Annotated in this window: 20 protein-coding genes and 1 pseudogene; 7 read left to right on the forward strand and 14 right to left on the reverse strand. The window is 53.2% G+C overall.

Annotated elements, in window-relative coordinates:
* Positions 1–25 precede the first annotated feature (25 nt).
* Positions 26–517: an oxidoreductase gene (locus tag I5192_RS13435; protein ID WP_170402696.1), complete on the reverse strand. Its 492-nt coding sequence runs from the start codon at positions 515–517 to the stop codon at positions 26–28.
* Positions 518–863: 346 nt separating this feature from the next.
* Here I5192_RS13435 and I5192_RS13440 point away from each other — a divergent pair, with 346 nt between their 5' ends.
* Positions 864–1478, forward strand: a complete 615-nt coding sequence (locus I5192_RS13440; RefSeq protein ID WP_155150329.1) for a response regulator transcription factor — start codon at positions 864–866, stop codon at positions 1476–1478.
* A gap of 23 nt (positions 1479–1501) precedes the next feature.
* Here the strand turns inward: I5192_RS13440 and I5192_RS13445 are convergent, their stop codons facing one another.
* From I5192_RS13445 to I5192_RS22535, 7 genes and pseudogenes are all read right to left on the reverse strand, one after another.
* Positions 1502–4081 (reverse strand): calcium-binding protein, encoded by a 2580-nt coding sequence (locus I5192_RS13445; protein WP_304621964.1) that lies wholly within the window; start codon positions 4079–4081, stop codon positions 1502–1504.
* Between the two features lie 77 nt (positions 4082–4158).
* Positions 4159–5553 carry a nucleotide sugar dehydrogenase gene (locus tag I5192_RS13450; RefSeq protein WP_223117056.1) on the reverse strand — a complete coding sequence of 465 codons (1395 nt, stop codon included), beginning with the start codon at positions 5551–5553 and terminating at the stop codon, positions 4159–4161.
* 182 nt (positions 5554–5735) lie between these two features.
* Entirely contained in the window at positions 5736–7154 is a 1419-nt protein-coding gene (locus I5192_RS13455) for a mannose-1-phosphate guanylyltransferase/mannose-6-phosphate isomerase (protein ID WP_223117057.1), read from the reverse strand.
* A gap of 99 nt (positions 7155–7253) precedes the next feature.
* Entirely contained in the window at positions 7254–8831 is a 1578-nt protein-coding gene (locus tag I5192_RS13460; protein WP_223117058.1) for a glycosyltransferase, read from the reverse strand.
* Positions 8824–10260, reverse strand: a complete 1437-nt coding sequence (locus tag I5192_RS13465) for a hypothetical protein (RefSeq protein WP_223117059.1) — start codon at positions 10258–10260, stop codon at positions 8824–8826. The genes I5192_RS13460 and I5192_RS13465 overlap by 8 nt, the downstream gene beginning before the upstream one ends.
* Before the next feature lie 533 nt (positions 10261–10793).
* Positions 10794–11486: a LysR substrate-binding domain-containing protein gene (locus tag I5192_RS13470; RefSeq protein ID WP_255612151.1), complete on the reverse strand. Its 693-nt coding sequence runs from the start codon at positions 11484–11486 to the stop codon at positions 10794–10796.
* 48 nt (positions 11487–11534) lie between these two features.
* Positions 11535–11717, reverse strand: a pseudogene (locus I5192_RS22535) (LysR family transcriptional regulator); the annotation flags it as partial.
* A 107-nt stretch (positions 11718–11824) separates the two neighbouring features.
* On the opposite strand from I5192_RS22535, the gene I5192_RS13475 reads away from it, so the two are divergent.
* On the forward strand, positions 11825–12100 hold the full coding sequence (locus I5192_RS13475; RefSeq protein ID WP_223117061.1) for a hypothetical protein: 276 nt from the start codon (positions 11825–11827) through the stop codon (positions 12098–12100).
* Positions 12101–12372: 272 nt separating this feature from the next.
* Here the strand turns inward: I5192_RS13475 and I5192_RS13480 are convergent, their stop codons facing one another.
* Both I5192_RS13480 and I5192_RS13485 read right to left on the reverse strand, forming a co-directional pair.
* Positions 12373–12945 carry a carboxymuconolactone decarboxylase family protein gene (locus tag I5192_RS13480; protein WP_223117062.1) on the reverse strand — a complete coding sequence of 191 codons (573 nt, stop codon included), beginning with the start codon at positions 12943–12945 and terminating at the stop codon, positions 12373–12375.
* A 265-nt stretch (positions 12946–13210) separates the two neighbouring features.
* Positions 13211–14350 (reverse strand): alpha/beta fold hydrolase, encoded by a 1140-nt coding sequence (locus tag I5192_RS13485; protein ID WP_223117063.1) that lies wholly within the window; start codon positions 14348–14350, stop codon positions 13211–13213.
* Positions 14351–14999: 649 nt separating this feature from the next.
* Here I5192_RS13485 and I5192_RS13490 point away from each other — a divergent pair.
* Positions 15000–15911 carry a homocysteine S-methyltransferase family protein gene (locus I5192_RS13490; protein WP_255611872.1) on the forward strand — a complete coding sequence of 304 codons (912 nt, stop codon included), beginning with the start codon at positions 15000–15002 and terminating at the stop codon, positions 15909–15911.
* A 537-nt stretch (positions 15912–16448) separates the two neighbouring features.
* On the opposite strand, the gene I5192_RS13495 is transcribed toward I5192_RS13490, so the two are convergent.
* Together I5192_RS13495 and I5192_RS13500 are read right to left on the reverse strand one after the other, a co-directional pair.
* Positions 16449–17090 (reverse strand): NAD(P)-dependent oxidoreductase, encoded by a 642-nt coding sequence (locus I5192_RS13495; RefSeq protein WP_223117064.1) that lies wholly within the window; start codon positions 17088–17090, stop codon positions 16449–16451.
* Positions 17087–17995 (reverse strand): EamA family transporter, encoded by a 909-nt coding sequence (locus I5192_RS13500; RefSeq protein WP_223117065.1) that lies wholly within the window; start codon positions 17993–17995, stop codon positions 17087–17089. The genes I5192_RS13495 and I5192_RS13500 overlap by 4 nt, the downstream gene beginning before the upstream one ends.
* Before the next feature lie 78 nt (positions 17996–18073).
* On the opposite strand from I5192_RS13500, the gene I5192_RS13505 reads away from it, so the two are divergent.
* From I5192_RS13505 to I5192_RS13515, 3 genes are all read left to right on the forward strand, one after another.
* Entirely contained in the window at positions 18074–18568 is a 495-nt protein-coding gene (locus I5192_RS13505) for a MarR family winged helix-turn-helix transcriptional regulator (protein ID WP_170592557.1), read from the forward strand.
* Between the two features lie 238 nt (positions 18569–18806).
* Positions 18807–19268, forward strand: coding sequence for a carboxymuconolactone decarboxylase family protein (locus tag I5192_RS13510; protein WP_170592554.1), 462 nt, complete (start codon positions 18807–18809; stop codon positions 19266–19268).
* On the forward strand, positions 19265–20170 hold the full coding sequence (locus I5192_RS13515; RefSeq protein WP_223117066.1) for a sigma-70 family RNA polymerase sigma factor: 906 nt from the start codon (positions 19265–19267) through the stop codon (positions 20168–20170). Before I5192_RS13510 ends, I5192_RS13515 begins: the two co-directional genes overlap by 4 nt.
* A 748-nt stretch (positions 20171–20918) precedes the next feature.
* Here the strand turns inward: I5192_RS13515 and I5192_RS13520 are convergent.
* Together I5192_RS13520 and I5192_RS13525 are read right to left on the reverse strand one after the other, a co-directional pair.
* Positions 20919–22616, reverse strand: coding sequence for a caspase family protein (locus I5192_RS13520; protein ID WP_170465205.1), 1698 nt, complete (start codon positions 22614–22616; stop codon positions 20919–20921).
* Between the two features lie 137 nt (positions 22617–22753).
* Positions 22754–24508 carry a caspase family protein gene (locus tag I5192_RS13525; RefSeq protein WP_223117067.1) on the reverse strand — a complete coding sequence of 585 codons (1755 nt, stop codon included), beginning with the start codon at positions 24506–24508 and terminating at the stop codon, positions 22754–22756.
* 243 nt (positions 24509–24751) lie between these two features.
* Here I5192_RS13525 and I5192_RS13530 point away from each other — a divergent pair, with 243 nt between their 5' ends.
* Positions 24752–25402, forward strand: a complete 651-nt coding sequence (locus I5192_RS13530) for a DUF928 domain-containing protein (protein ID WP_170465210.1) — start codon at positions 24752–24754, stop codon at positions 25400–25402.
* The last annotated feature ends 37 nt before the right edge of the window (positions 25403–25439 follow it).

A 25439-nucleotide genomic window follows, 5' to 3' on the forward strand; every position in this document is an offset into this window, starting at 1 on the left:
GTGTCGATGGCCTTCTCCTCGGTACTTACTGTGCTACGACTTCCAATCGATTGAGTTGCCAAATGCTGCGGGCATAAATTTCTTCGGACTGATAGGCCTCGTTAGCATCGTAAGGGTAAATTATCCACAAAGGTCCTTTGTCGCGTACTGACATCGCCTTGCCATCGCGCAAGTAGGCAACGATCGGGCCACCATCTGTTGCATCACTGGTGGGAATGGTGACGGCGTAGTCATTCAAAGCCACCGCTCGTATGATCCCCTGCTCTGCCTGGACATGGTCCAGAAGCACATCAAGGGAAACTCCTTCAAAGCTCTGCGTACCCTCTGTCCAGATCGTTGTTGTATCGATTGACTTACTGGGCAATGCCTCAAGGGCTTTCCTGTCGAACGTCCAAGTGTTCTTGTTTCCATTGAGACCGACATCGCCCGAGACCGTAAGAAGTACTTCATTCGCATATGCCGCACTCGCAAATGAAATGGCGAGTGCGGCGCAAAGTGATTTTAGAGTTTTGAGCATGCGAGATTGTGTCCGTGAGTAGGTGAACCTTTGTCAAAACGCTTTTGACACAGCCCCGCGAAACGTTCTTAGACGCAATAGAATAGCTCGCTATACTTTAGGATAGTTCAGCGCACCAAAGGTCACACCATCAGCCTAATTTGCGAACTTTCGACGTCCCAAACCATGCAATCAAAGTTGTCGCTGAGTGCGATAATGAGGCTTTGGCAGCCAGCGTCAAAGAGTAATAGTTTAGGAAAACAACATGAATTTGCAAAGTTCGTCAAATAGTAACCCTTTTGGTGGTTCAACTATTCCGGGTGCGATAAAATCGGATCAAAGCATTTGTTCAAGGTCACCGATATCGATGCGAATTCTATTGGCTGATGATCACGGTTTGGTCCGTGACACGATCTCATCCTACCTCGAAACCGAGGGGCGCGCGGCAGTTGTTGCCGTACCCGATTACATGGCTGCGATGAAATTGCTGTCATCCGAAGATCCATTCGACCTTGTCCTGTTAGACTTTGATATGCCGGGTATGAACGGGATCGAAGGGCTTTCAGACGCAATTCGTCAATTCCCTGAACAGGCTTTTGCGATATTGAGCGGGACCGCACCAAACAAGATCGCACAGGAAGCGGTCGAAATGGGCGCCGTTGGTTTCTTGCCCAAAACCATGGGCGCCAAATCTCTGGTCAACGCGGTGCGATTTATGATCGCCGGCGAAACCTTCGTCCCGGCCAGCGTTCTAAGTATGGATGGCGATGTTAAAGAAAGCGACTTTTCCCGTCAGCTCAGCCAGCGGGAAAAACAGGTTCTACGCGGATTGTGCCGTGGGCAGTCCAACAAGGAAATCGCGCGAGAGCTGGATCTTCAGGAGGTGACGATCAAGCTGCATGTTCGGACCCTTTGCAAGAAACTGAATGCAAAAAACCGGACCCAGGCCGCTCTGATCGCTCGGGATGCAGGGTTCGAGTGACCCGGGTCCGCAGGGGGGGGACTTCAGAATAGAAAGTGATCGTAGAGTTGGTCGAAATCCGACGCTACGCCTTCAAGGATTAATGTCGTATCCGGTGACAAAGTTACGTAGACATCGGTCCCGCCCACGATTTCCGCGTTGGCATCAAACCAGTCAGACGTATCAGCTCCGCCACTATCGATGTTGAGCGCGCGCAGATCGAGTAAATCGCCATCACTGAGCGAAAAGTCAGTGATCGTATCGGTCGACCCATCCAGATCCTCATCGCGGAAAATGAACCTGTCTGCATCAGCGCCACCGGTGGCTTGATCATCTCCTGCACCAAGGTAAAGCCGATCTTTCCCTGAACCTCCGTCCAGAACGTCGTCACCGCTGGAGCCATTCAGATAATCGTTGCCAGCGCCCCCAATCAACTCGTCATCGTCAGAACCACCCTTCAGCGTGTCGGAGCCCTCACCGCCAGCTAATGTGTCGTTTCCGGATCCGCCATCCAGAGTATCCGCGCCGAGACCGCCTATCGCGGTATCATCACCTGAGCCCCCAGAGAGGCTGTCGTCGCCCGCACCGCCATCTAGGTCATCGTTGCCAGATCCTCCGGACAGCGTGTCTTTTCCGTCGTCCCCGGAAAGAAAATCATCACCGGATCCACCTGACAAATTATCATTGCCATCGCCACCGTTCAGGACATCCGCGCCAGACCCGCCATCGAGTTGGTCATCGCCTGTGCCACCGAACATCTCATCATTGCCCGAGCCACCGTCCATAACGTCTTGGCCGTCTTCACCTCGCAAACTGTCAGCTTCGGATCCACCGCGGAGTGTGTCATCGCCCTGACCACCGATGAGAATGTCAAAGCCTGAACCTCCATCCAAAATGTCGTTGCCGATCCCACCATCCAGCATGTCGTGCCCAGCCGAGCCCATCAGGTGATCGTCGCCCTGCCCGCCGAACAACGAGTCATCGTCTTCTGTAAGAACATTGCCAAACTGGTCGTACCGCACACCGTCTTCGTCATATTGCGAGACAATGCCGCTGGCGGCACCGACGCCCGCTCCACCGTGCAGCAGATCGTTGCCGTCATCCCCTTCGAGCACGTCCCCTGAACTACCACCCGTCAGGGTGTCAGTGCCAATCCCACCGTATAGGGCATCGCTACCTGCATTGCCCGAAAGGTCATCATCGTAGCTCAACGCGCCTTCGGTGGTCGCAACAAGTGTCAGATCCTTAACCAATACGCTTGCATCCAAATCGACGGGCGCAAACGGACTGGTTGCTGTCGGGTCGGCGGCACCATCATTCGAATACGATTTCGGCGCCTCTTCGATAAGGTGCAAACTAGCCTCGCCGGTCACATCATCCACGATGACCTGGAAAATCGCGCCTGTTGCAGGTGTCGAGTCATCCATGTCGTGGTCGCCTGAGTTGCCACCGACAAACAGGTTTCCGTCTACGTCAATGATTGCAGCTCCAAACGTCATTAGCGGGACCCCATTCAGGACTTCGCCGTTAATCACTGTCGATGTGACTGAAACCGTTCGAAACTCTGGTTCGCCCGAAGAGATATCAACGATCAGCATAACCGTAGCTGCACCTTCGGAACTTGGGCGAGAGACACCGTAGAACGACTGTGAGGCCGCGTCGAACGCAACATCGTAGACTTTGAAATCCACAAGATCGGATGGCAACTTGTATACTGTGGTTACCGGATTTCCATCCGTATCAAACTGATCAACATTGATGACTGCGATACGATCCATACTGGATTGAAACGACCAAAGGTTGCCCTGATCATCAAAATCCCCGGTCCAAGACCGATATGGTGTGCTGCCAACACGGTAACTGTTTCCTTCGGCGTCCAGCATCACCAAATCAGAGCGGCTAACCACCTGCCCCAATGAATCCACTCCGTCACCTACTGCGATGGCATACAGAAGGTCGTCTTCCGTATTGTAACCCATCGAGTTCACATTGACCGTGCCCTCGACGCCCGCCATTTCATAGGCTTGGGTTTCGATATCAAACACATGCAGTGTTCCATTTAGAACCTGATAGAGATTTGATTGCCCATCGGCTAATGCGGAAACCGTCACGGTTTGTCCACCAATCTCGACATCCTTATCATAGTGAAACGCAGGACCGGACGTATCAATTGTTGGACCGTTGCCTGACACATCAATCGATCTGATCGTAATGGTCGAGCTGTCATCGTCAGCTGTGAATTGAACGGAATGAGATCCGAAGGCACCGCTTTGAGAAGAAAACTCTGCGACCACCTCACCATCGACCAGAACTTCGACGGCAGCCCCGGAACGACCTGCAGCAAAATTTGTCGCGAGATCCAGGTTCAGTTCATAGACCCCGCCCGCTTCGGTCGTAATCTGCTGCTCCATCTGTTGGTGGCCGTTTGCAAGATCAATCAATCCCCATTCGCCGTTCTCGGCGTAATCAGAAAAACTGACAGCACCTTCTGTGCCGTCCAGCAAGTTTGCCTCGGCATAGTCACCGTGCAACACATCATCGCCAGCTTGCCCTTGGATCTCATCGTTTCCGGCAAGCCCTATCAGGGTCTCCTGCTCACTTCCGCCAACAAGTTGATCGGACAAACCCGTTCCTGAAATTACATTTGAAGATACCGCAGGCATCATTTCACCTCTTACTTTCAGCTATTTGGAGTAAAAATTTACCAACCGATGCCGTCGATCCGACGGTTCACCGGGTTCTCGGGAAACAAGCGCACCACATCCACGACCGGCATCTCCGGTTTACTGGAAACGGCGTTCTGATAAGCGGGGTTGCGATGGCAGACGATGACGGCCTCGGCCTGTTCCATTACGTCTTCTATGCTGTCGCATAGCATCGATTTGATGGATTCCGCGAGACTTCGAATGCCAGAGCCCGCGTGATGCATGTAGGCTTGCAACCCACTCAGAGGGGTTTCTTTTGTCACCGCCGGATCATGCAGGACCAACTCCACACCCTCGGCATGGAGCTCGGCCATGACTTCCAGAATAGGGCTTTCGCGCAGATCGTCGGTGCCGGGTTTGAAAGCCAGCCCCAGTACCCCAACGCGCTTGGCCCCCGTTTTGCGAAGCATCTCGGTCGCTTGATCGATCTGCTCTCGGTTTGAGCGGTCAAGGTTGCCGATCATGGGCAGTTCGACACCCAGTTCTTCGGCTATATGTGTAACCGCCCGCACTTCTTTCGGCAGGCATGAGCCGCCATAGGCAAAGCCCGGCTTCAGATAGTAAGGTGAGAGGTTCAGCTTTGTATCTTGGGTAAAGACATCCATGACCGCGTGGCTGTCCACGCCCAGCGGCTTGCACAAGCGGCCGACTTCGTTGGCAAAGCAAACCTTGGTCGCGTGCCATACATTGTCGACATATTTGATAGTCTCAGCCACTTCGACTGTTGTCAAAATGGGATTTGGATCAACCGGTGCGAAGATGCGCTTCATGACTTCCGCCGTGCGAAAATCGTTGGTGCCAAGCACTGTTTTCGGAGGGTTATGGAAGTCATCTATGGCGACGCCTTCCCGTAGAAACTCAGGATTGAAGCACACCCCAAAGTCCTGGCCCATCTTCTTTTCTGAAAGCCTTTCGAGGATCGGAACCATCACATTCATCGTGGTTCCGGGCGGGATCGAGCACCGCATGGCAAAGATGTGGAAACCATCTTTTTGGCGAAGGCCGACCGCCATCGAGCGCGCAGCCTGTTCGATATAACTATAGTCGCAGCCCCCATCCGGGGCGGTTGGAGTTCCGACCGATACAAAGGTAACGTCGGTTTCGCGTACAGCTGCGCTCAGATCGTCCGTTGCAGAGATCAGCCCCTTTTGAACGCCTTGCTTAAGAGTTGAACCAAGATTTTCTTCGTGGATCGGGCTCTCTCCGCGCGCGATCTGGCTCACTTTGTCAGGGTCGATGTCAACACCTACGACCCGATGCCCAAGTGACGCCAAACATGCGGTTGAAACAGCGCCGACATAGCCCAGTCCGACAACACTGATCCGGGATTTTTGCGAAGACACCGGTATGACAATTTCGGCGTTATTTTGGGTAATTTTTCTGAGTTCCATAGATCTACCTCCGATTTGAATCCAAGGTAACGCACTGATAATTTGACGAAATGTATCGGCAGACTATCCGCGGCGCGCAAATGACGCCGGACATATACGAATGGTCATCACCCCCATACGAGAGAAAAAACCCGCGTGGAAATCCACGCGGGCCAGTCATTAGGAGGGTAGTGCAAGTGAATCTAAGCTACAGCGATACGGTCATAGATATCCTCGTATCTCACGATGTCGTCTTCACCTAAGTAGCAGCCGGATTGAACTTCGATCAGATGCAAAGGCAACTTCCCCGGGTTCTCCAAACGATGGACAGCACCCAGCGGGATGTAGGTCGATTCATTCTCGGAGAGCAGGCTGACTTTATCACCAACCGTCACGCTTGCTGAGCCACTGACGACAACCCAATGTTCGGCACGATGCATATGGCTTTGCAGGGACAGCTTGGCGCCGGGCAAAACCATGATCCGTTTGACCTGAAACCGAGGACCCAGCGACAGGGTTTCGTAGTAACCCCAGGGACGATGGCACCGACGGAACATCTCGGCCTGGTCGGAGCCTTCGTTGTGCAACGCTTCCACTACCTTGCCGACTTCAGCACTGTGCGACATGTCCGCGACCAGAATTCCATCGTCGGTCGCGACTGCAACGATGTCCTTCAAGCCTAGTCCGACCAACTTGATATCCGGGTTTTCCGACCTCAGCAGGCTGTCGCGGCAATCAATGGCTGTCGAATTTCCAGAAGTGACATTCGCCCCCTCATCTCCCTGACCCTGATCCTTCACCGATTTCCAGCTGCCCAGATCGGACCACCCGCAGTCCAATTCAAACGCCACGACACCGTTTTCGATATGCTCCATTACCGCATGATCAAACGAGAGGCTCGGGCAACGGGAAAAGGCGTTTTGATCCATTCGGTAGAAACCCAGATCCTTTAGACCAAGAGCCAACGCAGCCTCGACCGGTGCAGACATGTTAGGGGCAAAAGCTTCAAATGCCTTTAGAACGGTATCAACTCGGAACATGAACATCCCGGCATTCCACAGCCAGTCACCGCTGTCCAACATGCCCTTGGCGGTTTCGGCATCGGGCTTTTCCGCAAACGCAGAAATCAGCAGAGATCCTTGGTAACCGCCTGCAACCCGTAGGTACCCGAAACCCGTCGCGGCATGATCGGGTTTGATCCCAAAGGTGACGATCTTACCGCGTTTGGCTGTTTTTTCAGCGCGCACCATAGTCCGGCGAAATGCCGGCACGTCATCGATTGCGTGATCGCTGGGCAGGACAAGCAGGATCGTTTCCGGCTCTTCTTTGTACCGCAAAGCAGCTGCCAGAACTGCAGCGGCGGTATTGCGGCCAACAGGTTCCACGATCAGTTCAGACTTTTCGGCATCAACATCTGCCAATTGTTGTTGAGCAATGAACCTGTAGTCTTCGCCCGTCACGATCAGTGGTGCCGAAAATCCAGGCTCGGCCACACGTTCAACTGTTTTCTGAAACAGGCTGTTGTCGCCATCCAGTTCGACGAACTGCTTTGGGTAACTCTTACGAGAGACGGGCCAGAGACGGGTGCCGGAACCACCAGCAAGGATAATTGGCTGAATCATGTGAAACCTCATCATTACAAGTCTGATTCCAGATTATCAGCCCCCGCTCTTATTGCTGTGTGTCATAGGCTTAAGCTCACTATCGAAAGGATAGGTCTATTAGCCGAACTGCATCTCGATCAGACCGACATAGGTCAGGATGGCGGTTAAAAACGTCAGGATAGCGGTGACCATCTGGAACTTGGCAAATCCGCTTTTTAGTGTCTCGGCAAAGCCCGATCCACCGCCAGAGCTTTGGTTGCCTCTGTTCGACCATTTCTGTTTGGATAGGTGAAAGATCATGTAGATCTTGACCGTCGCGTTGATCACTTGATTGAGATACAGGATGAACGGCCAACTCATATCCGCGCGCCTGCTGTATCCGAACAGGAACAGACACAGCACGATCCGAGAAAACAACACCCAGATGATGCAGTTCCAGAAGTAACCCGGCGCAATCAGGCTGCCGACAACGGCCATGACCGGACTGACCATCATAGTCCACATGGCGATCCGTTGATCAACGACACACCACCAGATGAAAAACGGCATTGCAGTCGGCCCAAGTGCGATTGCGCGACTTCCGTTCCGCAGCATGTTGCCCGACCAACGGCGGAAATTCTGGACCATCCGCATGAGGCCATTTTCCTTGATGACCTCAATTGTGTAGACCGTCGCATCCGGCACATAGGTCATTTTCGCACCCACGCTCAGCAGGCGATACCAGGTTGATTTGTCATCCCCGGACAGAAACCGGAAATTACCCCAAAGCCAGTGATGCAGGTGATCCGCCTCGATCGTGCGAATGAATTTTTCGTCCAGAATATGGCGCGCGCGAAACACGCTCATTCTCCCCGTCAACGTCAACACACGACCCGACAAAGCATGGCTTTGCATCGCAAGGCGACGCTGGGCGAACCGCATGTCCAGCCATTTTGCGATCCAGGCCGGGCCATAGCATATGACCTCTTCATCTGTGGTCAGCGCCTGTAATTCTGGATCGCTTGCAAACATTGGCAGGGTTTTACGTAGAACATCCCCGCCAAACAGGGCGTCGCCGTCCATAAAGATCACCAAATCATCAGGCGAAGCACCGGATCGACAGATCGCCCGCAGGATCAGACCAATCGCCATTCGCTTGCCCGGCTGGTTCTGACGGATGAATACAAGCGTCGCCAGATCATCCGGGATATCCTGCGCATAGGTTTCGACAAAGTCGCGAATGACCTGCTCATCATATGCACTGCCTGTACCGATATAGATCGTCGTCGGAATCCGTTCGCGGCGGATTTGTCCAAGGATGGACCCCACAACACGTTTGGTGATGGAGGGTTCCTCAAAATAGGTCGTCATCTGAATATGAAGGCGTTTGGGGCGCCAGCCCGCATCCCAAATTGCATCCGCCCGGCGCCGCATGCCCGGCCATTTGCCTTTCGCATAAATCTGAGCCCTTAACGCATGGGTAAACCACCAACCAAATCGCCAGAACCCAAGTGTTCCAAGGACCATCGTGACGTGCAAAACACTCGGGTTGAAGAACCGGTTCGGTACGTTCGCCAACAGCCAGAGCAGCCCCATAAACAAGAGCAAAAACAAGGTGAACTGCGGTACTGACCACTTGCAAAAATAGTTGGGAACATCTGTTTGCAGCTCCCTTAACCGCCGCGCCAGATCTTTGTCGAACTCGTATTCAGTCATGGGTTCGGCCCACACGCGGGTCCATGGACTTTAACCACGTATGGAAGCGTGTCCCCAACTGCCGCTTTGCTTCCAGATTCACCGGGGCTCCCAACCGCAATTGGCTTTTTGTTTGTTTCGAGGACAGGCCAATTGCGCGAACCGTAACAATGATCCCGAACTCTCCGGGCCGTTCAGGGTTGTCCCCTGCGCGCACGTCCCAGACCTCACCAGGAATGGTGATCTTCTTTCCCTTCTCATTGAAGCCGATGGTTGCGGGCATGCCGATGTAAATCGTTTCAGCAAACCGTTCCGAGACCCATCCGATCGTCATGCGAGGCTCAGCCGTTTCAAAGAGCAACTCGTCTGCTGTGCCACCAAATGGCTGGCCTTTCCGAACGATGAAATCCTGAACAATCCCATCCGTCGTCGCGCGAACATGGTTGTTTTCTATCTTCTGTTGCTGAGCTTCTTTTGTTGCTTCCAAGGCCTCTACGGCGGAGGCGCGATTGCGTTCTTCGGCTTCCAGCAAGTTTGTTACGATCAATACCGGATCGACCGATTGCGCAAGCTCAGGGTTGCGCTCACGAAGGCTGAGCCATTGGCGCCGTATATCGTCAAACCCGCCGTCTTGTACAAACTCTGCATAGAAGCGCATGGCTGCTGCGACCCGTTCGGCCAACACCTCCGAGCCAGATTGGGTCCTAAGATCATTCAAGGCCTCAGTGATGTTGACGTGCTCGGTGCGCGCAAGTGCCAACTCCGTCTCGGTGCGTTTGAGGGCCGCCACAGCTTCTGCGTCACCCATCAAGAATAGAAGATCACCCTCTTGCACCTCCTGCCCGGTCTTGACTTCAATATGTTCGATGTAGCCGTTGGCTGAAGGGAAAGAAGAGATCATTGGGGCCAACACGCGCCCGTGTTGGATGTCAATTCGATCCAAATTGGTGAAAATGTTGTTTCCAATAACGCCAATCACCGCCGCTGCGATCAGCAGATAGGTCGCCACATTGAGTACAACACGCAAAGATCGTGGAAGAAATCTCGCAGGTTTCCGGGATTGTTCGCCTTCCGTTTCCTCCATCGGCACCAAGTCAACCGGAGTGTCGAGACTGGTTATCACATCTGCGCTGCTTGCCATTCGCCCAGACAACAGAGAGCGATAAAACAGAGCCAACGTCTCGCGTTGCCGACCGCTTAGACCTTCCAGCTGCACTGTGGAATTGGGACCTGGCTTCGACAAACGTACCGGGAAGCGGATATCTACGCCTTGAAACGGAACGCTAAGTGTCGCGGTTTTGGGGCATTCAGGCGCGTCGTCCGGCCATTCCAGCCCCGCAAGCGACCAGCGTTCAATCGCGACCACCGCGCCAGAGGGGGTTTCCACGACCAGCGGTGCTTTGACCTTCCAATCCAGGTCCGACCCCGGTGTTTCGTGCAATATACGCAATGTCGCCTCAGAAACTGTTGACAGGACTGAGGTAGCAACAAATCACAGCTTCTGACGGACACACGGACGCATATTTGTACGCAAATAAGATCGCTTCCGATACGAAAGTATATCAGGAAAATCTTCCTGGACCGCGCCAGAGCCTCTTATTGTGTTCTCGAACTTCTGCATTTGCGCTTTAGTTCAGAGGCGCGAGAATACAGCCTTGAGTTGAAACGCTTCACAGCAACAAACCGCAATCACCCTTGAGGCGGTTTTATGTGAAGCGATCTCTGGTTGAGTAACGGCCGTTCAGTGGAACAAGTACGAAAGGCTGCCTCGCGGACAAAGCTGCCGATTAGTCAGTTTGCCGGGATGTGTGACAACGGCCCAAACCTGCCGTTCATCGTGTCAGACTGCGCTGCAGTGCAGCTTCACCGAACCCGCCATTCGCTGCGCCCGCGAAAATGCAGTGTTGCCCGAGGCGAGGAGTGCGGACGAAAGCCGCCTTTGAGGGCCATCGGTTAAATGACTGCTTTCGGTTTGCATGAGCACTACCCATGCAAGAATTGTTCAGCAGCAAACCGGTCCGCCTCAGCAATCTCGTAGGCCCATGATCGAAAAGCCTCAACCTTGGGAGAGTGCCATTTGTGACGTCCGGCAAGGAGGCAGATGTCACCGTCAGACGATTTGCACACCATGTCCGGAAACGGGGCAACCAACGTTCCCGATTGCAATTCTTCGCGACACAGTACGAGGTCGGCCATAACAACTCCAACACCCATGACCGCCGCTTTGGTTGCGATGTCAATGTTGGGAAAATCCTGACCTTTAGCCGGGTCTACGCCTACGTCCCGGAAAGCACCGACCCATGTCTTCCAGTCGGAGTGACTTCTTGTTTCGTGCAGCAATTCACAGTCGGCAAGCGCCTCAGGAGATTTCAGCGACATATTGCAACGATAGTCCGGCGTACAGGCCGGGGTGAGAATGATCGGAAAAAGTGTCTGCACCTCAAGATCATGCGAGCGGTTCGAAAAGTTGGATATAGAGAAACCTATATCAGCATTGATTGGGTCGAAGCCGCCATCTGGATAAAAATCCGTTGTCAGACTCACATTGAACTCTGGATGAGCTTCTCTGAAGCCTTCCAATTTTGGCAGCAGCCACCTGATTGACGTCCCCGGCGGGCAAACGATGCGCAACTCGTTGGCATCCGCGGAAACTTCTTCCGCTGCGCGCCCGATCATGCCAAAAGCTTCCGATATAGTGGGCAGAAACGCGGTTCCCGCTGGCGTCAACCGGACGCCCTGAGCCAGCCGCTCAAAGAGCTGAACGCCCAAATGGTCTTCCAACAGCTTGACGTGCCGACTGATCGCGCCTCGCGTCACATTGAGCTCTTCACTTGCACCCACAAAACCGCGGTGACGTGCTGCGGCTTCAAAGGCCCTGAGGGCGTTAAGTGGTGGTAGTCTTGTCATGTATAAGGCTCATTTTTTCTAATCCTTTGGATGCAAAAGCTTGGTTTGCCTGAAAGTCTCCACTCGCGGTATCCCTCAGTCAAGCTAGAAAGCATGAGGAAAATTCTATGTTAACCGGTCTGCTCGGGAATGGTTCGTCGATTAGGAAAGTCACGGATATTTTGGCTGCGTGCAAAAAATTTATGCCTATGTCACGGGTAGCAACACCTGACGTGCGGCTACAAAAACAACTGGAGCATCTTGCCCTGAGCGCCCCGCACATGCTGGCGGACATAGGGTTTGAGCGCGACGTCGAAGCGAGTTCCTGCGAAAAGGCAGTGTGGCGCCGGGGCGCTCACAGCGTGATCATCTTTAGCCCCATACATGCCTCCGCCTTCATTTGAAGTCTTTTCAAGCAAACGAACAGAACGTTTTGCGCCAATGCCATCTCTTGGATGACGTAAAGAACCAGACATTCGAACCGGTTGCAGTATTCAGTAGTTCGGGCTCATCTCGGACCCCGGTGCCGATGCAGCAATAGCCCTTGCTCTGCTACGGCTTAACCGAGGGTGCCGACTGGTACCCACCAATTGGTTAACCTCGGGAGGTGAGGACGCTTCTGCCGCGATATCGGACCAGCCTTTCGGAGCGGTTCGAGAGTTCGAACAACATCAATTCAAGGGATGTCGAGGCCATTTTCCCGTCCGAAATCGGTATAGAAGCTGTCACTTCGGTATCGGTTCAATGTGGCTTCGTCTGCTTGTCTTGGGTCGTTGCCAGGGCTTTGAACACCTGTTCCTTCTATGAAGCGGTTCACGAGATTGAAGACACCGCAGACCTGGATAGCATCGAACAGCGCGCTCTCTGACCAGCCTGCCGCGTAGACTGCTTTTGCGTCGGCTTCTGTCATTCGGGATGGCGAGACAGTGAGCTTTTCAATGTATGCCAGCAATGGTTTGAGACGATCTTCGACTGGCGCCGTATCGCGGTCTTCCATCAGTGCCTCGATTGTCTCGACCTCAATGCCGTAGGCTTTGGCGAAAACGATGTGCGCCCCATGGCAATACGCACAAGCATTCAAGCCAGAGACATAGGCTGCAATCAATTCACGTTCAGCAACCGAGAGGTCACTCTCGCCCCTCATCACAAGGCTTTCGTACGCACAAAGCGGAGAAAGCTTGTCTGGAAAGGCTTGATAGACACTTCCCAGTGTTGCGTTCTCGGGCAGAGATGGAAACAGGCGTTTCATTCAATTCTCTTTCAATCTTGCTTTGGATCACTTCGTGTCAAAATGAGGAACTAACGTTTTTTACGCAACCTTAACGCAATTCCGGGTTCCGCACAGAGATTCTGTTGGGATACAGCCGACAGTAAGTATACCTGACAACGCCCCAACCTGTTCGTTGTTTGGCTAAAGGCAATTTCAATTGAGACGTTCTCGTATGTTTGCAAAGTCTGGGTTAGCGGCAAACCGGAGCTTCAAATCCGAGCGTGGCGATTTCCGTGTTGCGGGACTAAGCCGACCGTAGGAAATCGAGCGATACCCGCATAATCGTTTCCCATGCGTCTGTTCTTGGCAGAGGCACGTGATTTCTACCTTCCACGATTCTCAACTGTGCATCTCGCAGCAACGAGGCCAGCAAGCTAGATTGGCTTATTGGATTGACAGAATCTTCAGTTGTGTGAACTACGAGGACCGGCACCCGTACTTGGTCGAGGATGCTTGATACGTCGAAAGTGTCTATCGAACGCCTCAGCGCGATCGCAGTGTCCGGTGATGCAGAGGCCAACTGCATCTTGCACATGTCATCAATCTGCGCCGCCGACGCATCGGGCATAAACAACGTCGCATACGCCTTGCCAAAGGCACCGCTTGGCTTGCCCCAACCTTCTGATATGAGGTCAAGGAAAGTATTTGCCTGAACCGAGTTGGGTTCGGGCTCACGGACGGCGCGGCCCTGAACAAAACCACCGTACAAGACCATTCGGCTGACGCGCTCAGGATAGGCGGCCGCGAATGCCAGTGACACAGGCACCCCCTGTGAAGTCGCCCAGATCGGAAAGCGTTCGAGTTCGGCGTCGTCGGCCACAGCAAGCATGTCCTCGACCAGCCGTTCAAGCGCGAAATCCGTTGCGGAGGCTCCCGAAAGCCCGGTCCCCCTCTGATCGTATCGCGTCAGAGAAAAATGTGCGCCGAGGCGATCAAGCGTCGGTCGCCTGACTTCACTCTCCCAATCCATATTCAGATGCGTCAGGAATTGCCCGGCCCTCATCAAAGGCGGACCTTCACCGCTGGTAGCGTAGGCGATGACAGTGCCATCTGCGGATCGGGCAACTTTAGTGATCTGGCGATCAGAGCGTGGTGTCTGGGTATCAGGGCTTGTCGACGCGACGCTGGAGACTTCAACAGAGAACCGATACCCCCGCTTACTCAGCGTTTCGAGCATGCGGTTTGCACGATCGTTGTCGCCAATGGCCCGTCTGACCGCATTGATCCTGGTTGAAATAGTTGAATCTGAGACAATCCTGCCATCCCAAACATCTTCAATAAGGTCGTCGCGCGAGACTACTATTTCTGGATTTCGCAAGAAGTATGCCAACACGTCGAATACCTGCGGCTCAAGACGTACGGATTTACCTGACTTCCAAAACATCTGCCGATCAGTATCGACAGCGCAATCTCCGAAAGTGACCTTCATAGACAAAGCATGACTCAATGTAGGCAATCCGAGAAGGCCGAAAATTTCTCAAGAAAATCTGGATGCTCTATTCAAGTATTCGCCCACCCGCGAAGGCACTGTGTACACGTCGCAAAAGGAACAAACACATGCCAACTCCTAATTCTCAAATGCCTGACCTTCGCCAAATCGGTGCTGATTGTGCATTCGGTCGCAGCCAGCAGTGCGATTACATATTTACCGCCGTCCGTTCAGTGTTCATTCGACTTCGTCATTTTGTCATAAACACGCAAGACGACAGAACGCAAAAATAGGTTCCGACATCTTCTTCGCCGCGCCAGCACAAGGGTCTTACTTGGGTTCAGAGCTGGCCTCGGCGCTGTTGCAGCAAAGCCCCCTACCCCGCTGTCAGCTGATCACGCAGACGGACCAAATCGGGCATTGGCAATGGCTTGATGACGCTACGGTGCAGCCCGCTGAAAGAGACTTTCGCTGCGGTTGCGAGTTACCCGGCCAGATGAGGTCATGCTCAGGGAAGACACCCTGCCGTCGCCCTAAGGTTCACAGGAGACCCGAGACAATGTAGATTTCTATGAAGATTTGACAGCAATAGGTGTGGATCAGAATGGCGCGACAGTTCCCACTCGAAGGTGACAAGACCTTTCTGGTTTATGCCGGCACTGGCACAGACCTGATATTTAATCATGGGGTTGAGCTACCCGGTTTCGCGTCGTTTCCATTGCTGGAAGAACCTGACACCAGGGCAATACTGGCTGGTCAAATGCAGGCACTTGTCGATCTCGCCCGTGAAATGAGTGTCGGATGCATCCTTGATGCGCCCACATGGATGGCGAACGCCGACCGAGCAGGGCCCTTGGGGTACGATGCAGAACGGCTCGTTGAGGTGAATAAGGATGCGGTCAGTCTAGTCGAGGGCGTACGCCAAGCTGCCACTCGCGATGATGTACTGGTGTCAGCATGTATCGGCCCGCGTTATGATCCTTACGCCAACATTCCGCCGGTACCCGTCGAAGATGCACGTCAATACCACACCGCTCAAATGCACAGCTTGAAAGACACAAGTGTCGACCTGGTCACCGCTTATACATTCAACCGCCCAAGCGAGGCAGCAGGATGCATCCTCGCCGCGCGAGACGCTGATCTGCCGATCATCATGTCTCTGGTTGTTGAGACAGACGGGTGCCTGGCAGATGGAACCAAACTTGTGGACGGAATTGACCATATCGACGGGGCAACCGACGCTGCAGCGCTGTTTTTTATGGTCAACTGCGCCCATCCGACCCATTTCGCCGGAGCGCTTGGCAACCACCCACGACTTAAAGGTATGGTGGCGAACGCTTCTAGTTGCTCGCATGCGGAACTTGACGAAGCAGATGAGCTGGACGAAGGCGATCCAATTGAGCTTGGCAAACAAATTGCCGCGATTGCGCAGCAGAATCCATCGATTCAAGTATTTGGAGGATGCTGCGGTACCGACATGCGCCATCTGAAGTCGATTGTCAGCGAATTGGCGTAGCCAACTTGGCACAATCTGAGCGATAGCACTGATATTTAAGGTGATACCGTGATTTTTTTCCACAACTTGTTAGGAGTCGGCCTTAACCAGTCGTTGACTACCACACTCGGCCGCTGCGGTCGCAGCCCGCTTTCCCGACATTCGCCGCGAGTGCGAAATCGATGGCCAGCTGAACCCACAGCCGGCACATCAAAGCCGTCATTCGCCCGTGAGTTTTGTCATCGCGAACTTTGCAATCCTCTCAACTGTTCCATTCGAAAACTAGCCAGAAGAAAATTCGCCAAAAAGTTCTGCGCAGGAATTTGACTATCGATGAAATCCTTAACCTTACAATGCCCATTGCCTTTGTGCCTGCAGTCCTAGCGGTTGATCCCGTCGGCCCGCGTAAGCACGCTGTAAAGCGGATAGCGTATTCGACAAAATGTCGCTCGGGTTGTTCGTTTTCGTAAGGTCGCGTGACGAGACTGCATCTGGAATAACACGCCGCTTGCAAACTGCAGACGGCGTGCTCTCCCTGAACGACTAGGTATTCGCGTTTCAATAGCCTACGGTAAAGGCGGCGCGTAAAAACTTGGCCGATTGAGCCTCATCGACAATTGCCACAGCAAAATCTTCCATGGAAATTTTTGAGTTACCGGCGTCATCGACAATCAGGTTATCTGTGTCGGTTCTGAAGACACCCAGGCGCTCACCGGGCTGCAATAATGCGGATGGGCTGGCATAGGTCCAGTTTGCCGAGGCATCGGATGAACAGAGTTCCCACTGTGCCATGGATGCACGCGCGGTTGGAACAATGCTCTCGGGCAGAAAGTCGGGATCTGTCAAGACGGTGTGTGGGCTACCATCGGGTAGATGCAGACGCGCGGCACCGCCGACAATGATCACCCGAAGATCTGCAAGGGATGCGGCGTCCAAAATGGAACGGGTCAGAGCAACGACTTCGCCCTCACGCCCGGCTGGTGCGCGCACAGCGCTTACGGCCAGATCCTGACCAGCCATGGCCGCGGCCAAAGCCGCAGGGTCCGCAACATTCGCAACAATCGGCTTGGCGCCTTTGGGCAGGTTTTCGATCCCTGCCTCGTTTCGAACTGCCGCGGTAACGTCATGGCCACGCGAGATCGCCTCAGTCACGACACGAGAACCGACATCGCCAGTTGCACCAAATACGACAAGTTTCATGAGCATTCTCCTTTTGGATTGAGGTGTGTATGGGCAGTTTCTGAAAGAACGAGAGGGCTGATACGCCCGGCACGCTGCCCAAGCCAGATTGCCGTGAGCACCACTCCGGCTCCGGCGATCTGGGTGGGCGTCAGAGCCTGGCCAAGAAGCATCCAGCCAATAACGACTGCGGAAAGCGGGCTGAGAAAACCAAGGGCTGAAACGGCGCCGGGCTCGATCCGGGAAACACCTCGGAACCATAAGATGTATGTCAGCGCAGCCCCGATCAGAGTGAGATAGGCGATTCCGGTGAAAAATTGCGATTTCAACGGCGGAAGCGCAGGCTCAAACAGATATGCCAGCGGCATCAGCAACAGCCCCCCTGCCGAAAGCTGCCAGGCCGCCAAGGTTAAAAGGGGCACGGGGGCTTGCCACTTCTGGGTCAGAACTGTGCCAGCTCCCATGGAGACTGCGCCGCCGATAGCTGCGAGTAACCCGATCGGATCAAGTGAAACCCCCGAACCAAGAACAAGAAGTCCAACCCCAAAGATACCGATCAGTGCCGCGATCACCGCAGATAACTTGACCGTCGTACCAATCAGCATCGCAGCCAAGAATACGACAATCAAAGGCTGAACCGCCCCAACCGTTGCGGCTACACCACCAGGCAACCGGTACGCCGCCACAAATAGCAATGTCCAGAACACGGTGAAATTGAGCGCACCAAGAACGAAAGCGCGTATCCACCAGATACCCTGCGGCAGTTGCCGGGCCAGAACGAGCAATAGCAGGCCAGCAGGCAGCGCACGCAGGGCAGCCATTGTGATTGGATACCCAGCAGGAAGGAATTCAGTCGTAACGTAATACGTGCTGCCCCAGATCAGCGGCGCGATGGCAGTGAGCGCGATGTCGACATGATGTTTCATGAGGGATCTCCATATATCTTGATGTCAAGATATCTTGTATTCTCTTGACGTCAAGATAAATCTTCGCAATATGCTTCTATGGACCACATCGATCGTATCATTTCTCAATGGAACAAAGCCCGCCCCGACCTCGATGTGGGACCGATGGAAACGATTGGACGTCTTTCCCGCCTGGCGGCTCAGCTCAGAAAAGAGATGGACAAAACCTGGAAGGTCTACGGGCTCAACCTCGCCAGCTTTGATGTGCTGGCGACCCTGCGCAGGTCCGGAAAGCCTGAAGGCCTGTCGCCGGGGGAATTGCTTGACCTGACCATGGTGACATCGGGGACAATGACCAACCGAATTGACCAGCTCGTCAAGGCCGGCTTGGTCGAGCGCGCGCCAAATCCGGAAGACAAACGCGGCTTCTTGATCCGATTGACGAGGGACGGGTTCTCAAAAATCGAAAATGCCGTCTCAGATCACGTTGAAACACAACATCGGCTTATGAACGGTTTATCGCCCGAGCAGCGCGATAACTTGAATGGACTGCTTAAAGCACTGGGCGAGGCGGTTGACGAAGATACGAAATAAATACTGATAAATTAAGCGCCTCCCAAGAAACCATCACATTTTCAGAACATGGCGCACCTTGGAAACAGGGCACCTGCAGTCGAGTAAAGCATTCGCGAAACACTGGTGAACTTTGCGCAACTCGATTGATATATAACTGTCCACCCTACGCAATAAAAACTGATTTGTTACGCACCCATGTCACAAACTCCACGCCTGCCGCGTCCTGTTTCTATACACCCGAATACAGGAGCACCTCATGCAATCCCGCCTAAACCACTTCGCCGTTGCCCCGCAACTTATGCAGCCAATGCTCGACATGGAGGAATGCCTCAAAACATCCGGCCTTGAGCACAGTCTAATCGAACTGGTAAAATTGCGCGTGTCGCAGATCAACGGCTGCGCTTTCTGCATTCACATGCACACCCATGACGCGCGTGCGCAGGGTGAGAGTGAAGACAGGCTTCACTTACTGAACGCGTGGCGAGAGTCGTCTCTTTATTCCGGGCGTGAACGCGCCGCTCTTGCCTGGGCCGAAACGCTGACCCGCATCGAGCAGAATGGTGCACCGGATCACATCTATAAAGAGATGGCCGTTCAGTTTTCAGACCAGGAAAAGATCGCCCTGACGTTGGTGGTGACAACGATCAACGCATGGAACCGCATTGCTATTGGCTTTGCAACGCCACATCCTGCCGCCAAGGAGGCCTCGGCTGCATGAGCCATATGACTTCACTCGTCAATGGCCAGACATTTGTCGATCTGCGACCGCGCTTGTTCGCGGTCGCCTATCGAATGCTGGGCACCGTTAGTGACGCAGAGGATGTAGTACAGGACGCATTTCTGCGTTGGCAGAAGGTTGATCATAACAGTGTGCGGGACGCGACTGGGTTTCTGATCCGGACAGTCACGCGGTTATGTCTCGATCACATGCGGGCCGCGCATACTCGACGCGAAGCATATCCCGGCGAGTGGTTGCCTGAACCACTAATCACAGATGATGCCACCGAGCAACTGGACCGTGACGTCTCGGTGGCACTCCTCCTGGCGCTGGAGCGGTTGACACCTCTCGAGCGGGCAGCATTTCTGCTCCACGATGTGTTCGAGCAATCATATGACGAGCTGGCATCGGCACTGGAACGCACACCTGAATCCTGCCGCCAGCTTGTCAGCCGAGCGCGGAAACATGTGCAGCGCAGCAAACCTCGAACACAGGTTGAGCCACAACAAGGCGAAGCCATCGCCAAGGCATTTTTCATGGCCGCCAAAAGCGGCGACACCAACGTTCTTACCAAATTGCTTGCGCAAGACGTACGATTTGTTTCGGATGGCGGCGGCAAAGTGCTGGCGACACTCAATCCGATTTTGGGCCGAGACAAGGTGATGCGGCTATTATCTGGACTGGCGCGAAAATACTCTGATCAACCAGTCCAGCAATGGCAATATTGCCACCTGAACAATCTGCCATCGATCCTCAGCCTTGAAGCGAGCGGCCTTTTGCAAACGATGTCGTTGGAGATCGAATACGACGTGATTACCGCTGTTTACGTTGTTCGCAATCCGGAAAAGACTCGTCATCTGTCGTTCGACGAACACACGCCCATTTATTGGCGGCCTATCTGACTAGGATGACTACATACAGAGAAAACACCGGCCCTAAGCGGACTCTAAAAATGCAATCCGTATGCAGCAAATGCACTCTAGAAAGCAGACATTAGTACCGTGCAACAGTCTGTAATCAGCCTCATGACAAAGGCCTGTCAAAACCGCCTAGGAATTGCCAAGGTTAATGTCAAATAACTTCTTGGTTTTAGGTCGCGTAGCGAGCTCAGTCACAAACCACCAGTTTTGACCAAACAGTTACGCTAACTTGCGCTATCCTTGATGTGCTCTTCCAACACGCCTGCATTTATCTCGCGCGGGTCGCCAACATTGTAATGCGTCGCGTCTCGCAGGATTTCGTGGCGCATACTGCCGTCCACTATTTTTGAATTTCATCGACAACGAAAATTAGATTCCAACCGTCTTCATCGGTGATCATCTTGGCTTCAAACGAATGGCTATCAAACTTAAGTATTTTGCTTGTGTGCAAATGCGAATCTCCATCAAGTTCCACTAATTTTATTTGTCTTGTACTATCCCGACCACAACCTTCCGATATCACCGCCCTCATCGCAGGGTACGGAATTCTACAACAACATTTAACTACTTCAGGCGATTCAGTGGAAATTCTATTTTAAACGGCTCTCAAGCCGACGGCCGACTTCGAAGTAGGAGAAATCGGTCTCTACAACTTTGGCACAATCGGCACGCTGCTTGGTATTCATGCCGCTCTTGTCAACCCTAGTCATCTTGCGAATTCCGTTGGAAGCTAGTTTGCACGCCTGACTAGGAAATTCAGGAAAAACTGGCCGTCAATACGTCGTGGCTCATACACGAGGCGTCGGTCGGGTTTCAGTCCTTGAGGCAACTTTACATCAATTCGAACCTTGTAGGGCGTCACCGGTGGACCAAAATGCGAACTTAGGGTGAAGCGGAGTTTCAGTTGACCGTTGTCATCCAATGACCCCCGGAAATCCTTGAACCACGGACCACCTCCGGTAAACGCTTGGGCGGACACCAGAGTCACTTTGCTGCCTTTCCGGTTGATCCGCAATGACGCGAGTGGTTCGATTTTTCCGGGGTAATAGGATTCGTCGCCGCGGGTTGCAGTTTGCCAATAGTCATCATCCCATCTACGCCGAATGGAGATGACGTAATCGCCGTCAAAACCTACAGCAACCGCAACTTGCTTGCAGACGCGACCCTGTTCTTTCTTAAGCGCAATGAGGGTCTGTTGTTGGTTCAGACCTTCCGCCGGAAGCCCTAGGTTTTTTCGGGCGTTCCGGTATCTAGTATATGCCGCTCTTGTGCGAGGACCTACGACGCCGTCCGCCGCGCCCGCACTGCATCCGACGCGGTTCAATTCGCTCTGAATGTCACGGACAAGGCTGCGTGTTAGTGCTTTCTCAGTCGGCTTGTCCTGCGGAGCAACAAATGCGACTTCCGTGTCGTTCGTTTTAAGTTTGTTGTCATGAGCAGCTTGTAGCCTTGCCTTCTCACGCAGATCATCCCGAAGTGAAAGGGCAAGCGTTACCGCAAAGTGATCATTCTGTTCCTGATAGCGGTTTAGAAAGGACTCGATTGCATCCAGCGTTCCGAGTGAACGAGCCAACTCAAAGTCAGCGTAGATTTCACGGTTTTCAGGCCCGACTCGCTTGGCTTTCGTCGGAACGGGCGCTGTGACCGGAACTAGGTAGATATCTTGGCTTGGTAAAGAACCGTAGGTAAAAGGTTCCTGAAACCCATCTGTCAATTTAAACACGGTGTCGCGGACCTTTCGGAACATCTTACCTAGTTCCAACCCAGGCTCTTCGATGTGCTTTAGCAGCGCTGTGGCATACGGGCTGTTACGCCCCTCTCCATCAAGAGCCAATGTTCCGCCCTTGGCTGCGTAGCTTACTAAAACTCCGCTAGGGTCAATACGACCCAAGCCGCGACCGATGGAGCGTGTGCCGCCATTTCTTTCCATCGTGCTCAGGAATGGGTTGTTCCGGCACGCATCGATCAAAACGACCTTTAATCCATCGGCACCCGACAAGGAACTGATAACAGAGTCCAGACGTATCGCTTCAAATTCGACATCCTGATCGCTGCGCAGCTCAGAGTTTACAGGAATGAGGTAGTTTGTGTTTTCGATCTCAATCCCGTGACCCGCAAAATAGATGATGGCCATATCCGCATCTTTCGCCGCTCGACCGAAGTCGCGCAACGCAATGCGAAGACCACGGTAGTCTAGATTCTGATTATGCCAAACCGTGAAACCGATGCGTTGCAAGGCTTCGGCAAGATCCGAGGCATCATTGTCTGCATTTGGAAGATTGGCGACATGTTGATACTCAGCATTTCCAATCACCAATGCGACCCGTTTGGTGTCCGCGTGCGCAATATGCGAAACAGAGAACCAAATCGCAAAGCCTATCAGCCATAAGAATGTCCTGAAAAGATATTGAAATGAACTGTAAAACAAAGTGCCCCCGATCGGAACAAGTTGAGACGCCTTAACACTACCACAAAACCTTATTGAATCGAATATTCCGATCCGATTGCCAGCGTATCCTCATAAAAAAACATACGGTTTCGCTGAAACCCCTTGGGCAGAGCGCGTTATTTCAGAGAGCCTTCCAAGACCACGGAACGCACATTCCATCCAGAGCCATCGAACCATTTTGTCGGGGTCACATCGTCAAGATCGCGTCTCCCTCGCGCTTCGTACTGAAACTGCGCGAATGATTTACTGCCCTTGCCGTGGGTTTTGTTTGGCTTGGATGGCAACCAGTTGGTATAGGTCACGGGTTCTCCGCTGAACCATCGCCATCCGATGACGGCACCGTCTTCTTTGGGGTCCTTTCTGAACCCGAAATAAGGTCCGGCCTTATAGCTGATTTTCGTTTTGCTGTCGTATCCCATTTCAAAGAAAGCCGGGTCGCTTGAAATCATCCTGACGATGAACGCATTCTCTGCAGCCGATGTGATTGCGGCCAAATCCAATCCACATTTTTGCGCCTCGCTGCGCGCACTCTGCACGCTGCCTGAATAGACCAGCGCAACGTAAAGGTTGCCACGAAACGTGCCATAGACACTTTTACGTAGACCCAAACAACCAAGAATTTGCGTGACTTCTTCAGATTCACCTAACACCTTCAACTCGGAAATATTCTGTCGGACAGCGAAGGGATTGCTAATAAAACTCGCGCCATCCTGCGCCTGCGGCCTGATCCCAAGGCCGGAAAGGACGGCAAGATCGGCGTATCCGGATTGTTCCAACCCCAATTTGGCCTGAAGCGCCTTGATGCCTGATCGTGTCCGCGGCCCGAAAACTCCGTCGGGCACACCAACGTCGAAGCCTGCGCTGTTAAGATTTTGTTGTATTTCCTTTTTCTGAGTAGGGCTCGGCAAGAGCGCGGCTTCTATTTCATCGAACTGCCCACTCTTTCTGGTCCAGGCAGGTGTGATCTGGGCCATCCGCTTCAGTACTTCGGGCTCGGATAACGTTGCTGTGCGATAGGATCTGGCAACCAAATCCCACCCCCTGACAGTGTTCACCTTCATAGCTGCGGCCAGCGCGTTCTTCTCAGTTGCCTGCGGTTGCACGCCTGATGCGTCAGGTTCTTTAGGGCCCAACAATGGCAATGCAGCTTGTTCTACCTTGGGTACCAAAAAAATGTCCTCGCCCGGAAGTGAGCCGTAAACAAAAGGCTCCTGATACCCGTCGGTCAGCGCGAACACGCGATCGCGCACCTTGCGGAACAATTTGCCAAGTTCCAGACCCGGTTGTTCAACATGTTCCAGAAACGCCTGCGCGTAAGGGCTGTTCCGACCGTCGCCATCTTGCGCCAGAGTCCCACCGCGGGCCGCGTATCCGACCACGACGCCTCCTGGTTCAACCGCGGCCAAACCGCGCCCGATCGAACGAGTGTTCGATGCCTTTTTCATCTGGGTTAAAAACGGGTTGTTTCGGCATGCGTCGACAATCACGATATTTAGCGCGGATGAGCCAGCAATGGCATTCACGATAGCGTCCAGACGAATGGCTTCGAATTCGACGTCCCGGTCACTTTTCAGCGCTGCATTTACCGGTATCAGATAGTTTGTGTTCTCGATTTCGATTCCATGACCCGCGAAATACATAAGCGCCACTTTCGCATTGGCTGCGGCTTCGGCAAAGTCGCGCAATGCAATGCGCATATCGGTGTAACTCAGGTTTTGATGTTGTGTAACCTCAAACCCAACGCGCTGTAACGCCTTGGATATGTCCTCGGCATCATTGGCCGGATTGCGCAGGTCCGGGACGTATTGATAGGCAGAGTTACCTATAACAAGAGCTACGCGCTCGCCCTTAGCCTCTGTCGCAAGCGGCAAGGTCAAGAGCAAACAAACCACCAACAAACACCAGGCACCGCTTCGCCATTTGATTTCAGGAATCATAAGTACAGACTCAACTCTGAACCGAACAGTTCCTAATATTAGCATAAAATTGCTTGATAACCGAGCTTAGGATCAGCTGAAGCGAGATAGAGCAGGAACTGGACTCAACGTAATTTCAAGCCTACGCTAAACCTTCAAAAAGCGGATTTATTTGCAATTTTCTTCGCGAGGCGTCTTGTGTCGTGGAATTGGGTATCAATAGCTGTTTTTGTCTTCGTACTGGCTGCAGGCCTGTTTCCCAGCGGTTTTGCACTGGCTTCAGGCGATGAGAAAAACGCGGAAAAGTCCTCAGAAATTGTATTCATTCCTCCCGAAATCGGCACGCCAAAAGATCGAATGGGCGCTGGTACCCGGACTATACCTTCGGATGCCGCTTCTGACCTACTGCTACTGGTTCCAGCAGACGGTGGGTTAACAACTCTGGCCTTTCCGCCGTTGATCTGGCGGCTGACCCGCGGCCATCGAGGAAATGTAATCGTCAAGCTGAACCCAATCGGGACGACTGCAACAGAACTACACATTATGGGTCCTTTCCCGCCCGGCGATTATGGTCTGGACCTCAGTAGGTCAAGTTTTATGCTGGATACCGACCAGGTTTACCTTTGGCAACTTGAGCTGCTCGATCCAAACACCGACGCGGTGGTCGAACGGTCGTCAGGGTTGATTGAGCGTTTGCCGGAAGAATTTAGATCAGACACTCCGGCCGCAGCTGGTCTGTGGTTCGATGCGCTCTCCGAACTTGTGGATATAGGCCTCAGCGGCCGAGTGCAGGCGACGAACCCAGCCGTACTCGAAAAATTTCTGAATTCAGCTGGCGTAGGTCCGTGAAATTGAAGCGTCCAAGGCATGCATGGCAGAGAACGTC

The organism is Ruegeria sp. SCSIO 43209, assembly GCF_019904295.1.
Taxonomy (GTDB): Bacteria; Pseudomonadota; Alphaproteobacteria; order Rhodobacterales; family Rhodobacteraceae; genus Ruegeria.

Excerpts from the sequence above, each read along its gene's own strand:
- I5192_RS13480 (WP_223117062.1), bottom strand. The coding sequence starts at position 12,945 with ATGAAACGCCTGTTTCCATCTCTGCCCGAGAACGCAACACTGGGAAGT.
- I5192_RS13435 (WP_170402696.1), bottom strand. The coding sequence starts at position 517 with ATGCTCAAAACTCTAAAATCACTTTGCGCCGCACTCGCCATTTCATTT.
- I5192_RS13485 (WP_223117063.1), bottom strand. The coding sequence starts at position 14,350 with ATGTTTTGGAAGTCAGGTAAATCCGTACGTCTTGAGCCGCAGGTATTC.
- I5192_RS13450 (WP_223117056.1), bottom strand. The coding sequence starts at position 5,553 with ATGGAACTCAGAAAAATTACCCAAAATAACGCCGAAATTGTCATACCG.
- I5192_RS13500 (WP_223117065.1), bottom strand. The coding sequence starts at position 17,995 with ATGAAACATCATGTCGACATCGCGCTCACTGCCATCGCGCCGCTGATC.
- I5192_RS13510 (WP_170592554.1), top strand. The coding sequence starts at position 18,807 with ATGCAATCCCGCCTAAACCACTTCGCCGTTGCCCCGCAACTTATGCAG.
- I5192_RS13490 (WP_255611872.1), top strand. The coding sequence starts at position 15,000 with ATGGCGCGACAGTTCCCACTCGAAGGTGACAAGACCTTTCTGGTTTAT.
- I5192_RS13475 (WP_223117061.1), top strand. The coding sequence starts at position 11,825 with ATGTTAACCGGTCTGCTCGGGAATGGTTCGTCGATTAGGAAAGTCACG.
- I5192_RS13495 (WP_223117064.1), bottom strand. The coding sequence starts at position 17,090 with ATGAAACTTGTCGTATTTGGTGCAACTGGCGATGTCGGTTCTCGTGTC.
- I5192_RS13440 (WP_155150329.1), top strand. The coding sequence starts at position 864 with ATGCGAATTCTATTGGCTGATGATCACGGTTTGGTCCGTGACACGATC.
- I5192_RS13505 (WP_170592557.1), top strand. The coding sequence starts at position 18,074 with ATGGACCACATCGATCGTATCATTTCTCAATGGAACAAAGCCCGCCCC.
- I5192_RS13515 (WP_223117066.1), top strand. The coding sequence starts at position 19,265 with ATGAGCCATATGACTTCACTCGTCAATGGCCAGACATTTGTCGATCTG.
- I5192_RS13455 (WP_223117057.1), bottom strand. The coding sequence starts at position 7,154 with ATGATTCAGCCAATTATCCTTGCTGGTGGTTCCGGCACCCGTCTCTGG.
- I5192_RS13470 (WP_255612151.1), bottom strand. The coding sequence starts at position 11,486 with ATGATCGGGCGCGCAGCGGAAGAAGTTTCCGCGGATGCCAACGAGTTG.
- I5192_RS13460 (WP_223117058.1), bottom strand. The coding sequence starts at position 8,831 with ATGACTGAATACGAGTTCGACAAAGATCTGGCGCGGCGGTTAAGGGAG.